Here is a 12,769-nt window from a genome sequence, read left to right on the forward strand (position 1 = left end):
ACGGGTGTCAGCGTGCGATCGTCTGGGTGCGCCAGATTTTCTTCTGCAGCTGCAAGATGCCGTAGACCAGCGCCTCGGCGGTCGGCGGGCAGCCCGGGACATAGATGTCCACCGGCACGATGCGATCGCAACCGCGCACCACCGAATACGAATAGTGATAGTAGCCGCCGCCGTTGGCGCAGCTGCCCATCGAGATGACCCACTTCGGGTCGGGCATCTGGTCGTAGACCTTGCGCAATGCCGGCGCCATCTTGTTGACCAGAGTGCCGGCGACGATCATCACGTCGGACTGGCGCGGCGACGGGCGGAACACCACGCCGTAGCGGTCCAGGTCCAGGCGCGCTGCACCGGCGTGCATCATCTCGACTGCACAGCAGGCCAGACCAAAGGTCATCGGCCACATCGAACCTGTACGCGCCCAGTTCAACAGCGCATCGACGCTGGTGGTCACGTAGCCCTTTTCGAGCAACGGGTTTTCGCCTTCCGGGCGCAGGATGTCTTCGACCCGGCCTTCCGGCATCGGGTTGGTCATCAGACGATCCAGGGTCTGAATCACTCCCATTCCAGCGCTCCCTTCTTCCACACGTAGATAAAACCGAGGAACAACATGCCGACGAACAGGCCCATGGTGACCAGCGAGCGTGCGCCGATCTCCATGAACACCTGTGTCCACGGCACGATGAAGATGATTTCCAGATCGAACACGATGAACTGGATCGCGATGAGGTAGTAGCGCACATCGAACTTCATGCGCGCGTCTTCGAATGCCTCGAAGCCACACTCGTATGGCGAAAGCTTGCGCGCGTCCGGGCTGCGCGGAGCGAGGAACCGACCAATCAACATCAGCACGATGCCGATGCCAGTGGCGACAACCAGAAACAGCAGACTCGGCAAATATTCGGCCAGCACAGCGATTCTCTCTTGCCTCTGCCCGCACGCGCCGCGTGCCGGCATGGGGTATAGGCAGACCCCGCGCCGGCATTGCCGCGATGCGCAGGAACTGCAGCCAAACAATGGTGCCCAAGAGGGGACTCGAACCCCTACGACCTAAGTCGCTACCACCTCAAGGTAGTGCGTCTACCAATTCCGCCACCTGGGCATACGTTGCGCCGCTGGGCATCCCAGTGCGCAGCGTATTGTAACCGCCTTCAGTCTTTTTGTGCTGGTTCCGGCGTCTTTTCTTCGCGTGCGGCAGGCGCCGGCTGCGTCGGTGCGGACTGCACAGGTGTTGCGGCAGGTGCAGTGGCCGGCTCGGCCGCAGCAGGCAACGGCTGCGAGGGAGCGGTGGGCACTGCGCCAGCGGCAGGCGCCTGCGGCAACGGCTGGGTCAACTCACCCGCGGCGGCCGGAGCCGGCGTGGCCGACTGCGACATCACGCCCAGGTTCTGGTCGGTGGGACGGGCGCCATGGGTGGCGTACCAGGCCATGAACAGGCTGATGCTGAAGAACACCACCGCCAGCCACTTGGTCGACTTGGACAGGAAGTTCGACGCACCCTGCGAGCCAAACACCGTGCCCGACGCGCCCGCGCCGAAGCCCGAGCCCGCCGCCGCACCGGCGCCACGCTGCATCAGGATCAGCGCAATCATCGCCAGCGCGACCAGCACGTAGACCACATTGAGGATCAACATCAGCATTTCGAAATCCGTCCCCGGACAAAACTTAATGGGTTAACAAGCGGCCGCCGCACGCGCAATGGCCAGGAAGTCTTCGGCAACCAGTGATGCGCCGCCGACCAGCCCACCGTCGACGTCGGGCTGGGAAAACAGCTCGCTGGCGTTGTCGGGCTTGACACTCCCCCCGTACAGGATGGGCAGTGAATCGGCAATTCTAGCATCCGCCTTCGCGACTTCGCCACGAATGAAGGCGTGCACGGCCTGGGCCTGGTCCGGCGTGGCGGTGCGCCCGGTCCCGATGGCCCAGATCGGCTCGTAGGCCACCACGGCGCGGGCGAATCCGGCACTGCCGACCAGGCTCAGGACCGGCTCCAACTGGGCACGTAGGATTGCCTCAGTCTGACCTGCCTCGCGCTGTTCCAGCGATTCGCCAACGCACAGCACCGGGATCAACCCGGCATGCATTGCGGCGGCAAACTTGCGCGCGACCAGCTCGCTACTTTCCTGGTGATACTGACGGCGCTCCGAATGCCCGACCAGGCCGTATTCGGCACCGACATCCACCAGCATCGAGGCGGACACTTCACCGGTGTAGGCGCCCTTCTCGTTGCTACTGACGTCCTGTGCACCGAATGCCAGGTGGTGGGCCTCGAAGTCCTCGATCAGATCACCGAGATACGGCAAGGGCGGCAGGATGACGACATCGACACCCGCCAGGGGCATGTGCGCGGCCACCTGCGCCACCAGTTCGGTGGCGAAGGCACGCGTGCCATGCAGCTTCCAATTTCCAGCAACGATCTTTCGACGCATCAGGTGCAGGTTCCTGAGTTGAAGACAGGCGTGAGAATAGCCCATGCCCTGTCGGTACCCGGCAGACTTGTGTCCGATGCGTGTCCCATTTCGCCCTAACCAGGAACCTGCCATGTCCGTTTCGCCTGTCTTCGCCCTGATCACCGGCGCTTCCAGCGGGATCGGTCGCGAGATTGCCCGTGCCTACGCAGCGCGCGGGATGCCACTAATCCTGACGGCGCGGCGAGTGGACCGGCTGGAGGCGCTGGCCGCGGAATTGGGCGCGCAGGTGCGGGTGGAAATCCTGCCGGAGGATCTGGGCGACCCCGCCGCCCCTGCCCGGCTGGTCGCCGAAATCCAGCGCCAGGGCTGGACCGTGGGCACCCTGGTCAACAATGCCGGCTACGGCATGCCAGGGCGGTATCTGCAGAACGACTGGCAGACGCATGCGCGGTTTCTGCAGGTGATGGTGACGGCGGTGTGCGAACTGACCTGGCGGCTGTTGCCGATGATCCGCGCCAGTGGCCAGGGCCGGATCCTCAATGTGGCCTCGTTCGCCGCACTGACGCCCAGCGCCGATGGCCAGACGCTGTATGCGGCCGCCAAGAGTTTCATGCTGCGCTTCAGCGAGTCGCTGGCGCTGGAGAACGCCGATTGCGCGGTGAAGGTGTGCGCGCTCTGCCCGGGCTTTGCCTGGTCGGAATTCCACGATGTCACCGGCACCCGCGCGGCGATGTCCACCCTGCCCGGCTGGGCGTGGCTGCAGGCCGATGCCGTGGCTGCGTACGGCATCGCCGCGCTGGAACGCGGGCAGGTGCTGGCGATACCAGGGTGGCGCTATCGCCTGGTGAACGTTGCGCTGCGCCTGTTGCCGCATGCGCTGCTGCTGCGGCTGATGGCACGTGGCTCGCACCGGGTGCGTCCTTTGGAGAACGCAAGCGATGCATAAGTAAGCGACACTGCAACTGACAGGCCACATCTCGCGTCGCTCGCGACCGGGAACATGGCAAACAACGCGATGGACAGGGGAAAATCAATGACGACAAGATTCATAATGCGCCATCAAGCGGAGCTCATTGCGCTCTTCATTGCATCATCGGCTTTCTTTGCAATCCAGCTTGCCATCGATGCCAAGGCATTTACCGGAGATGCCGGAGCCTACTGGGCCTTGAGCTCAGCAATTACTGAAGGGACCTTCCCCAAGACGATTCGCGGATATTCCTACCCACTTCTACTGACACCATTTAGATTCGCTTTTGACCATTCAGAGCAGGCTGGATTGTTATTACTCAAGCTCGGGCAATCGATAGGATACGGCTACTTGTTTTCGATCCTCCTTCCGAACCTTTATCAGGTCATATTTGACGCCAAACCGTCGGCATTCACCAGACTCATCCCTGCACTCCTGATGGCCTTTGCATTTCCCGGATTGATATCTTACCCGCTCAGCGACGCACCTTCTTTTGGGATAATGGCGCTAGCCTTATATGCTTGCATCAAGGCCATCAAATCACAGTCCTTCAGTCTTTTGATCGTAGCAGGGCTACTTGCCTATTTAGCCTACAACACACGAACCATCTATTTATTTTCCTTCTTTACACTCATGGTCATTGCTGCGATTTTTTTCTCAAAAAGCCTTAAGCAAAGATTTTTTGCATCGACATGCTTTCTACTAGGCGCACTAGTAGGCGCAGCCCCCCAAATGGCAATTAATTACAGCCACCACTCAACGCGCACCCCACTCGTAGTGACGGATGTCCGCGGCGCATCCCTATTTGCGCGGCAGCTGGCATGGGGAATGATCGTTGACAAATATGAAACACATATTGACCCCCAGACCAAAAAAGCCATACCCGTATTCTATGCAAACAACAATGGCGCACTCATCCTCCAACAAAATGGAGGCTTTGAGAACAATCAATCAGTCGTAAAAATAGCTGGCCTGATGACCCAGCATCCAATTACATTTATAAATATATATCTCCGTCACATTGCGTTAGCTCTCGATGTGAGGGATGGAGAGGTCTACACTCGGAACCCTACGTCAGAAAAAAATATTCAGTCGCTGATTTTACTTAGCATCGTCTTATTTGGGCTGACCCAACTTGGCCGAGCAATCTTCTTTCAGGCCTCTAGTGAGCCGGTAAATCGCAGACTTCTTTACACGCTCGTGCTCCTGGCGCCTTGCATAGCCATCATTCCCGGCGCCATTGAAACTCGCTTCTTCTTGCCAATTCATTGCCTTTCCTACTGTGCCCTTGCGTTTGGTGGAATAAAAAAGGAAGCCATCGCAATGCAGCTAGCGTGCACAGCAATCTTGACAGCAGCGATCTTCACGTTTGCCGCAAAGTCGGCAGACAGCCCAATCCACTCCCGACCCGAGTCTTACATCCCCACCCCATCGAATATATGAAGCAGGCAACGATCTGGCCACTATGATCGCGTGCAAACTTATGCATCAGTCAACCACTCGAGTGCCTATCCATCCTCAGTGATTGACGATCTCGCCATGCATCGCGGCCAACCGTGCGAGCAGGCGATTCTGGGTTCGGCGCGGAATGTTGCGCTGATCCATTGCCCAGTTGAGATCTTCGACCAGGGCATTGAAGTCGTCCTCGCGGATGGCCATATGCTGGTGCGCCTGTGCCATGGACTTGGCAGTGTCCGGGCACGGGCCATCGGCGACATGGCAGAACTTCTGCACCAGCCGCTCGTTGAGCATGACGATATTGACGCGTGCAAAGTGCTCGACGATGCGCGGGTCGTCGGCGATGCGCGAGAGCATGGTTTCCACCAGGGCCTCGATGCCGGGCTGACCGCCCAATTCTTCGTACAGCGTCTGTCGCGGTTGCGTGGTGGCACAGGCGCTCAACGTCAGCACGCACAGCAGCGAATAGCGCAGCCATCGGGTCATCACAACGCCACCTGCAGGGAAAGATACGGTCCGCGCTGACGCTTCAAGGTGGCAACTTCGCCGAGATCGGCCCAGGCGGCGGTCAGCGACACATGCTTGGTCGGGAACCAGGCGACGAAGCCGTCGGCCCAGGCTTGCTCGCGGGCGAAACCCAGATTGTTCGGCTTGTCGCGATACTCCAGGCCCACCACCCACGACGGGCTCAGCACCACGCCAGCGCTGACCTCACCGACCAGCCGATAACTGTTGCGACGGTCGCCGCCGAAGCCCAGCAACCCGGTTTGATTGGCGCGAGTAGCGCGCACGGTGCCGTTGAGCAGCAACTGGTAGCCGCCAGCGCCTTGCAGCAATAGCCGCGCGGCGCTGAGATAGACATCGGTGCCGTGGTCGTCGCGTGCACCGATCGCCAGCGGCAAGGTGCCGTCGCGCAGGCGCTTGTACTGCACGCCCAGACTCAGCTGCGGCGCGCGCCCGTAGACCAGATCGCCATGCAGTCGCACTTTCGCGCCAAACACATCCTGGCCGAGCGCATTCCACGGCAATCCCAACCGGTCCTGCAAGGTGCCCAGGTCCAGACGCTGGCGCGCCACCGAAAGCTCGAGCCGATTGCCCACCGTCAATGCCGCGCCCTGCACATCCAGACGGTAATCGCCGCTATCGACGTGGGTGGCGAACGCCACGGTGCCGAGTTCATCGCGCGTGCCGTACCCCGACAACGTGGCCCAGGGCACGATGCCGCCGCCACTGCTGCCTTCGAGCATCGAGACGCCGCCGGTGGCCAGCAACCGGCCCTCGCCCGCCATGCACAGCAGTGGGTTCAGCGCCGTTGCGGCAAGCAGCATTGCGGCCGCTGTCGTACGTGGAACGCGCTTCATCGTTGACCTCCCGCCTGCGCCACGGGCGAGCGACCGAGCTGGCGCATGCACCATGCCAGCAGCGGCTTTTCTTCCAGTGGCGGCGAATACAGATAGCCCTGCACCATGTCGCAGCCGTAGCCGCGCAGCAGCGCCAGCGCAGTGTCGTTTTCCACGCCCTCGGCAATCACGCTCAGGCCGAGGTTGTGCCCCAGATCGATCGTGCTGCGCACGATGAAGGCATCGTCGGTGCCTTCGGCAAGCTGCATGACAAAGCTCTTGTCGATCTTCAATTCGTTCACCGGCATGCGCTTGAGCTGGGCCAGCGAGGAATAGCCGGTGCCGAAGTCGTCGACCGACAGCCGTACGCCCACATTGCGGAGTTGATGCAACATGTGCAGCGCAAATTCGACATCGCGCATCAATGCGCTTTCGGTCAGTTCCAGCGTGACCGAGGTGGCCGGCACCGCATGACGCTGCAGGCAGCCGCGCACGAAGTCCGGCAGGCCGGGGTCGGACAGATCCAGGGCCGACAGATTGATCGCCATGCCCAGTTCCAATCCTTGCGCTCGCCATTGCGACTGGCAGTGCAAGGCCTCGTCCAGCACGAAGCGGGTGAGCGGATGGATGACGCCGGAATGCTCGGCCAACGGAATGAATTCGTCCGGGCCGATCGGCCCCAGCACCGGGTGATGCCAGCGCACGAGCACCTCGACCTGCTCCACCTGATCGGTACGCAGGCTGATCTTGGGCTGGAAACGCAAGGTCAGCTCGTTGCCACCGATGGCCTGGCGCAGATCGCCGGTGAGACGCAGCCGGCGCAGATGCTGCTCGTCCTGGCCAAGCCGGTACACGCTGGCGCCACTGGCGGTGTCGCCGACCTGGCCGCGCGCGATATCGGCGCGACGCAGCAGCGTGTCCGGGTCGGCGCCATGTTCGGGAATCAACGCAATGCCGATGCTGGCTTCGAGCTGGATGCGCGCCTGCGGCAGCGCCAGCGGGCTGCGCAATTGCAGCAGCAGGCGTTGGGCTTCCTCCTGCACGGTGGCCGGGTCGGCATGCGCCACCACCACCATGAATTCGTCGCTGCCAAGGCGCCCGACGATGTTGGGCGCCTGCACCACGTCGGCAAGCCTGCGCCCGGCTTCGACCAAGACCTGATCTGCGAAGTCGTGGCCCAGGCTGTCGTTGAGTTCCTTGAAGCGCTCCAGGTCCAGGATCAACACCGCTGCGGTGCCGCCCGAGGCCACGGTCTGATCCACCACCTGCTGCAGCTGCTCCAGCAGCCAGATGCGGTTGGGCAAGCCAGTGAGTGCGTCGTGGCGTGCCTGGTGCAGGATGTGCTGCTCGCGCGTGGCGATCTGCTGCTGCATGCGCCCGAAGCTGTCGGCCAGCTCCGCCAATTCGCGCCCGGGCGGCAATTGCACGGTGGTGTGGTAATCACCGCGCTGGATGCGGCGTGCTGCCTGCACCAGCAGCGCCACCGGCTTACTGACGCTGCGCGCGAGAAAAATCGACACGCCCAGTGCGGCGGCGGTGGCCAGGCCAGCCAGCAGCAAAATCCGTAACTTGAGTGTGCGGTACGGCGCCACCGCGCGGTCCAACGACGCCTGCAAGGCAACCCGCACGCGGGTATCGCCCTGGATGGACTGCAACTTCACCAGGTAACGCGAGTCCCCCAGGGTCAGCGGGATTGCAGCGCCCTGCGCGTGTTCGGCGGTGCGCAATTGCTGCGCGAATTCCGTGCGTTCGGCTGGTTGCAGCGTGGACGCCAGTACGCGCGGCGGCGCACCGTCGATGAAGAAGGTGGCATCCAGACCCGTGGTGCTGCGGAAATCCTGCGCAAGGCTGTCGCCGGATTCATTACCGATCGCAATCCAGCCCACCCGGCTCGGCGCCAGTACCTGCACGACTGCCAGGCGCACGATGTGTTGATCCAAGGCCACCACACCGACGGCACGCCCGTCGTGCTGGGCCTGTTGCAGCAAGGCCTGCACGGCACGCAGCTGCTCGGCCTGCGGCAGATCCGCCAGCCCGGTCAGAAAATCGCCTTCAGGCGACAGCAGCACCGCCGTCTGCGCATCCATGCGCGCGGCGTGGTTGCGCAACGCCGACTGCATCGTTGGCACATCGCCGCTGGCAACGGCTGCACGGAAGCCGAAATCGTCCGCCAGCACCGAGGCCGATTGCAGCAGTTGTTCATCGCGGCGCTGGTTGATGCGTTGCCAGACCCGCTCGCCAATCAGCAGCTCTTCGCCGAGTTGCGCCTTGACGCTGCGCTCGGTGGCCACCTGCACGGCAATGAAGGTCAGCGCCTGGGTGCCGAGCACCACCAGCACCAGCAGCGCCGCGATGCGCGTATGCAGTCGCATCGCCTTCATGGAGACGGCTTTTTCGGGTCGGCGGCGCGACGGAACTTGTCCTGCAGCGCGCGCACGCGATCATCCGGCGGCGCGACCGCTGGCGCTGTGCCGGTGGTCTGCACGGTGACACGGCGCTGCAGCGCATCGCGGCTCAGCACCAGTGGCTCGGACAGCGCAGCGCCCTTGATGCGCGGATGCCAGACGCGCAGGGTGTAGCTGCCCGCGGGCGCATCGATCTGGACACGGCCATCGCTGCCGCTCTTGCCGAAATACGGGGTGTCCAGCACCACGATATACCCCAGCATCCAGTCATGGATGTTGCAGCCCACCGTCACCAGCCCGGCCTGATCGAAGCGTACCGGCGCAGCCGTGCTGCCCTGGAACAGCGGCAACTCGAACTTCTTGGCAGGCGAAAACGAATACACCTGATGCCGGATTTGATCATTGTTTGGGAAGCGCACCAGGCTACCCGTGCGTACCGCGAGCACCGCGGGAACGAACTGCGAATTCAGCTGATCCATCGACACCGTTTTCGAGGTGCCGGTCGCCGGCACCGGACGTGCGGTTTCCAGGCTCACCACTGCATCAACCAGCACGCCGCCGGCGTCCTGGACAGTCACCGTCACCGGTGTTGCCAAGGCCACACCCGCAAGGCACCCGGTCAGCACCAGTGCCGATGTTCCAACAATGTTGATTACTTTTCGCGTCCACATGCGCCCGCACCTCATCGCAGTCCTGCAGCGGGCGCCAGGCAAATCCGACGTCGCGCTAGCGGCCAGACTGGGATATCGGCAGAGGTGAACGCAAGCTTTAACCGGACGCGAGCGAACGTTCATCAAGCAAACTGTGGCGAGCGTCATCCGCCATGTTGCGAGCGCGGCCATAGGCTGCGCTTGGGTCCGTTCGGCTTACTTGAGCTTGATCTCGCGCAGGCGCTCTTCCAGAAACCCGTGTGCGGTGATCGGCTCGGGATAGCGGCTGGGGTTGTCGGCGCTGATGCAGGACGGCAACACGTCGATCAGGAAATCCGGGTTCGGGTGCAGGAAGAACGGCACCGAATAGCGCGGCTTGCGCGCTTCCTCTCCCGGCGGATTGACCACGCGGTGGATGGTGGACGGGTACACATGGTTAGTCAGGCGCTGCAGCATGTCGCCGATATTGACCACGATGGTGTCGGCGTCCGCAGTGAACGGCACCCACTCGCCTTCGTTGGAACGCACTTCCAGGCCGGCGGCACTGGCGCCCACCAGCAAGGTGATGAAATTGATGTCGCCGTGCGCACCGGCGCGTACATTCGGGATGTCGTCGCTGGTGATCGGCGGGTAATGGATCGGGCGCAGGATCGAATTGCCGTGATCGGTCTTGTCGGCGAAGTAGTCCTGCGGCAGGCCGATGTGCAGCGCCAGCGCCGACAACACGCGCGAGCCCAGCTGATCCAACTGCTGATACAGGTGGTAGCCACGTTCGCGGAAGCCCGGCACTTCGGTCGGCCACAGATTGGGCGCCATCACCGCGCGGTACGGCGAATCGTCCGGGATCTCGCGGCCGATGTGCCAGAACTCTTTCAAATCGAAATGCTTGGAGTCCTTGGCGGTTTCCACACCGAACGCGGTATAGCCGCGCGCGCCGCCACTGCCGGGCACGTGGTAGCTGCGCTTGACCTCGTCGGGCAGCGCGAAAAATGCCTTGAACACCTCGTAGGCGGCGTCGATGTCGGACTGCGCAATGCCGTGATTGCGGATACCGGCAAAGCCCCATTGCCGATAAGCGGCACCGAGCTCGGCGACAAAGGCCTCGCGGTCGCTGTCGAAACGGGTGATGTCCAGGGTGGGGATGCGCGCGCTCATACGGATGTCTTGCTCAAGAATGAAAGAAGACCTGCCGCTCAGGACAGCAGGCGATACAGCACATAAAACGTCGCGGCCTTGGCGAAGACCACGCAGACGCCGATGATCAACGACTCACGCCGCGTCACGCACCGCTCCGGCGAGGCGATCGAGCGTGTCCTGCATCAACCCCGCTTCGTCGGCCTCCACAGTCACGCGTACCACCGGCTCGGTGCCGGACGGGCGCAGGAAGGCGCGGCCACGCCCCTGCACCGCCGCCTGCGCTTGCTGCAGCGCCTGCTGCACGCTGGCGGCTTCCACAATCGCCTTGGCTGCACCGCCGCCCAGACGCACATTGACGGTCTGCTGCGGGACCTTGCTCAGGCTGCTCAGCGCCTCACGCAGGCTGTGCCCGTCGCGCCCCAGCGCTTCGAGCACCTGCAGGGCGCTGACGATGCCATCACCGGTGGTGGCCCGGTCCAGACACAGCAGGTGGCCGGAGGTTTCGCCGCCCAGGGTACCGCCGCCCTCGACCAGGGCCTGATGCACATAGCGGTCGCCGACCTTGGCGCGCTGGAACGGGATCTGCAACGCCGCCAATGCTTTCTCCAGCCCGTAATTGGTCATCAAGGTGCCGACCACCGTGCCGGTGAGCCGGCCGCTGGCCTGCCACGAGCGCGCGAGCACGTACAGCAGATCGTCGCCATCGACCGGGTTGCCCTGGTCGTCGGCCATCAGCACGCGGTCGCCGTCGCCATCGAAAGCGATGCCCAGCTGCGCACCGGTCTCGCGCACCTTGGCGGCGAGATTGTCGATATGCGTGGAGCCGACACCATCGTTGATATTGAGCCCGTCCGGCGCCGCACCGATCACCACCACCTCGGCGCCGAGCTCGCGAAACAACATCGGCGCGATGTGGTACGTGGCGCCGTGCGCGCAATCGAGCACCATCTTCAACCCGTGCAGGGTGAAGCCACGCGGGACGCTGGCCTTGCAGAATTCGATGTAGCGGCCGATCGCATCGCGGGTACGGATCGCCTTGCCCAGGCGCTCGGATTCCACGGTGTGGAATGGCGCATCCAGGGCCGCTTCGATGGCCGCTTCGGTGGCGTCATCGAGCTTCTCGCCTTCGGCGGAAAAGAACTTGATGCCGTTGTCGTAATGCGGGTTGTGCGATGCGCTGATCACCACACCAGCATCCGCGCGCAAGGTGCTGGTCAAAAACGCAATGGCCGGAGTCGGCATCGGCCCGATCAGCTGCACGTCGGCACCGGCGGCCACCAGGCCGGCTTCCAGCGCTGCTTCGAACATGTAGCCGGAAATGCGGGTGTCCTTGCCGATCAGCACCAACGGGCGCTTGCTGCGCCCAGCGGTAAGCACACGCCCAAGCGCATTGCCCAGGCGCAGCACGAAATCGGCAGAGATCACGCCCTGCCCGACCCGACCGCGGATGCCGTCGGTGCCGAAATACTTACGACTGCTCATGCGGCGTCTGCGTCCTGCGGATGCGGCTGACGCATCATCATGGTGGTCAGCTCGGCAATGCGGTCGCGCATGTCGCGGCGGTCGCAGATCTGATCAATGGCGCCATGATCGAGCAGGAATTCCGAGCGCTGGAAACCTTCGGGCAGCGTCTCGCGCACGGTCTGCTCGATCACGCGCGGGCCGGCAAAACCGATCAGCGCATGCGGTTCGGCGATGTTGATATCGCCCAGCATCGCGAACGAGGCCGACACGCCACCGGTGGTGGGATGGGTCAGCACCGAGATATACGGCAGGCCGGCTTCGCGCAGGCGACCCAGCGCCGCGGAGGTCTTGGCCATCTGCATCAGCGAGAACAGACCTTCCTGCATGCGCGCGCCGCCACTTGCGGAGAAACACACGAACGGGCAGCCCACTTCCAGCGCCACTTCGGCCGCACGCGCAAAGCGCTCGCCGACCACCGAGCCCATCGAGCCGCCCATGAAGGCGAAATCGAACGCGGCGGCCACCAGCGGGTTGCCCTTGAGCATGCCGCGCATGGCGATCAGGGCGTCGTATTCGCCACTGCTCTTCTGGCTGGCCTTGATGCGCTCGCCGTACTTCTTCTGATCCTTGAACTTGAGCACGTCCACCGGGCCCAGCTGGGCCGCGATTTCGGTGGTCGGGCTGTCCAGGTCGAACAGCGCGGCCAGACGGGCGCGGGCGCGGATCGCCATGTGGTGGTCACACTTCGGACACACCTCCAGGTTCTCCTCAAGCTCCGGGCCGTACAGCGCGCTGCCGCAGTTGCTGCACTTCTCCCACAGGCCCTCGGGGACGCTGCGCTTCTTGGCGGGGGTGTTCTCGGTGCGGATGCCGGAGGGCATCAATTTGCTGAGCCAGCTCATGCGTGTATGACAATCCATGCAAGGCGGCCGTGCAGGCC

Annotated in this window: 13 protein-coding genes and 1 tRNA gene; 2 read left to right on the forward strand and 12 right to left on the reverse strand. The window is 63.2% G+C overall.

Going from position 1 to position 12,769, the window contains the following annotated elements; all coding sequences use genetic code 11:
• Positions 1 to 7: 7 nt before the first annotated feature.
• The 5 genes from XCC_RS13135 to tpiA all read right to left on the reverse strand — a co-directional run bounded on the left by XCC_RS13135 (position 8) and on the right by tpiA (position 2,426).
• On the reverse strand, positions 8 to 562 hold the full coding sequence (locus XCC_RS13135; protein WP_016944318.1) for a NuoB/complex I 20 kDa subunit family protein: 555 nt from the start codon (positions 560 to 562) through the stop codon (positions 8 to 10).
• Positions 553 to 909: an NADH-quinone oxidoreductase subunit A gene (locus tag XCC_RS13140; RefSeq protein WP_011037659.1), complete on the reverse strand. Its 357-nt coding sequence runs from the start codon at positions 907 to 909 to the stop codon at positions 553 to 555. The genes XCC_RS13135 and XCC_RS13140 overlap by 10 nt, the downstream gene beginning before the upstream one ends.
• 105 nt (positions 910 to 1,014) lie before the next feature.
• Positions 1,015 to 1,099, reverse strand: a tRNA-Leu gene (locus XCC_RS13145).
• Positions 1,100 to 1,148: 49 nt separating this feature from the next.
• Positions 1,149 to 1,637: a preprotein translocase subunit SecG gene (gene secG, locus XCC_RS13150; protein WP_011037660.1), complete on the reverse strand. Its 489-nt coding sequence runs from the start codon at positions 1,635 to 1,637 to the stop codon at positions 1,149 to 1,151.
• 33 nt (positions 1,638 to 1,670) lie between these two features.
• Positions 1,671 to 2,426, reverse strand: a complete 756-nt coding sequence (gene tpiA, locus XCC_RS13155; protein ID WP_011037661.1) for a triose-phosphate isomerase — start codon at positions 2,424 to 2,426, stop codon at positions 1,671 to 1,673.
• A 112-nt stretch (positions 2,427 to 2,538) separates the two neighbouring features.
• Here tpiA and XCC_RS13160 point away from each other — a divergent pair, with 112 nt between their 5' ends.
• Entirely contained in the window at positions 2,539 to 3,354 is an 816-nt protein-coding gene (locus XCC_RS13160) for an SDR family NAD(P)-dependent oxidoreductase (protein ID WP_011037662.1), read from the forward strand.
• Positions 3,355 to 3,408: 54 nt separating this feature from the next.
• Positions 3,409 to 4,818 (forward strand): hypothetical protein, encoded by a 1,410-nt coding sequence (locus tag XCC_RS13165; protein WP_011037663.1) that lies wholly within the window; start codon positions 3,409 to 3,411, stop codon positions 4,816 to 4,818.
• A 75-nt stretch (positions 4,819 to 4,893) separates the two neighbouring features.
• On the opposite strand, the gene XCC_RS13170 is transcribed toward XCC_RS13165, so the two are convergent.
• From XCC_RS13170 to accD, 7 genes are all read right to left on the reverse strand, one after another.
• Entirely contained in the window at positions 4,894 to 5,319 is a 426-nt protein-coding gene (locus tag XCC_RS13170) for a group I truncated hemoglobin (protein WP_019237524.1), read from the reverse strand.
• Complete coding sequence (locus XCC_RS13175) at positions 5,319 to 6,161, reverse strand: DUF3034 family protein (protein ID WP_029628922.1); 843 nt, start codon at positions 6,159 to 6,161, stop codon at positions 5,319 to 5,321. Before XCC_RS13175 ends, XCC_RS13170 begins: the two co-directional genes overlap by 1 nt.
• A 29-nt stretch (positions 6,162 to 6,190) precedes the next feature.
• Positions 6,191 to 8,554 carry a putative bifunctional diguanylate cyclase/phosphodiesterase gene (locus XCC_RS13180; protein ID WP_011037666.1) on the reverse strand — a complete coding sequence of 788 codons (2,364 nt, stop codon included), beginning with the start codon at positions 8,552 to 8,554 and terminating at the stop codon, positions 6,191 to 6,193.
• Positions 8,551 to 9,180 carry a methylamine utilization protein gene (locus XCC_RS13185; protein WP_019237522.1) on the reverse strand — a complete coding sequence of 210 codons (630 nt, stop codon included), beginning with the start codon at positions 9,178 to 9,180 and terminating at the stop codon, positions 8,551 to 8,553. Before XCC_RS13185 ends, XCC_RS13180 begins: the two co-directional genes overlap by 4 nt.
• Before the next feature lie 264 nt (positions 9,181 to 9,444).
• On the reverse strand, positions 9,445 to 10,383 hold the full coding sequence (locus tag XCC_RS13190) for an isopenicillin N synthase family dioxygenase (RefSeq protein WP_011037668.1): 939 nt from the start codon (positions 10,381 to 10,383) through the stop codon (positions 9,445 to 9,447).
• Positions 10,384 to 10,497: 114 nt separating this feature from the next.
• A complete protein-coding gene (gene glmM, locus XCC_RS13195) occupies positions 10,498 to 11,847 on the reverse strand; it encodes a phosphoglucosamine mutase (RefSeq protein ID WP_011037669.1) in 1,350 nt (449 codons plus the stop codon).
• The gene (gene accD, locus XCC_RS13200) at positions 11,844 to 12,731 is read right to left on the reverse strand and encodes an acetyl-CoA carboxylase, carboxyltransferase subunit beta (protein ID WP_011037670.1); all 888 of its coding nucleotides are present in this window, start codon (positions 12,729 to 12,731) and stop codon (positions 11,844 to 11,846) included. Before accD ends, glmM begins: the two co-directional genes overlap by 4 nt.
• Positions 12,732 to 12,769 lie beyond the last annotated feature (38 nt).

It is taken from the genome of Xanthomonas campestris pv. campestris str. ATCC 33913, assembly GCF_000007145.1.
Classification (GTDB): Bacteria; Pseudomonadota; Gammaproteobacteria; order Xanthomonadales; family Xanthomonadaceae; genus Xanthomonas; species Xanthomonas campestris.

Bases quoted from the DNA above. Each gene is read 5' to 3' on its own strand.
- XCC_RS13135 (WP_016944318.1), bottom strand. From the start codon at position 562: ATGGGAGTGATTCAGACCCTGGATCGTCTGATGACCAACCCGATGCCG.
- secG (WP_011037660.1), bottom strand. From the start codon at position 1,637: ATGCTGATGTTGATCCTCAATGTGGTCTACGTGCTGGTCGCGCTGGCG.
- tpiA (WP_011037661.1), bottom strand. From the start codon at position 2,426: ATGCGTCGAAAGATCGTTGCTGGAAATTGGAAGCTGCATGGCACGCGT.
- XCC_RS13160 (WP_011037662.1), top strand. From the start codon at position 2,539: ATGTCCGTTTCGCCTGTCTTCGCCCTGATCACCGGCGCTTCCAGCGGG.
- XCC_RS13165 (WP_011037663.1), top strand. From the start codon at position 3,409: ATGGCAAACAACGCGATGGACAGGGGAAAATCAATGACGACAAGATTC.
- XCC_RS13170 (WP_019237524.1), bottom strand. From the start codon at position 5,319: ATGACCCGATGGCTGCGCTATTCGCTGCTGTGCGTGCTGACGTTGAGC.
- XCC_RS13175 (WP_029628922.1), bottom strand. From the start codon at position 6,161: ATGCTGCTTGCCGCAACGGCGCTGAACCCACTGCTGTGCATGGCGGGC.
- XCC_RS13180 (WP_011037666.1), bottom strand. From the start codon at position 8,554: ATGAAGGCGATGCGACTGCATACGCGCATCGCGGCGCTGCTGGTGCTG.
- XCC_RS13190 (WP_011037668.1), bottom strand. From the start codon at position 10,383: ATGAGCGCGCGCATCCCCACCCTGGACATCACCCGTTTCGACAGCGAC.
- glmM (WP_011037669.1), bottom strand. From the start codon at position 11,847: ATGAGCAGTCGTAAGTATTTCGGCACCGACGGCATCCGCGGTCGGGTC.
- accD (WP_011037670.1), bottom strand. From the start codon at position 12,731: ATGAGCTGGCTCAGCAAATTGATGCCCTCCGGCATCCGCACCGAGAAC.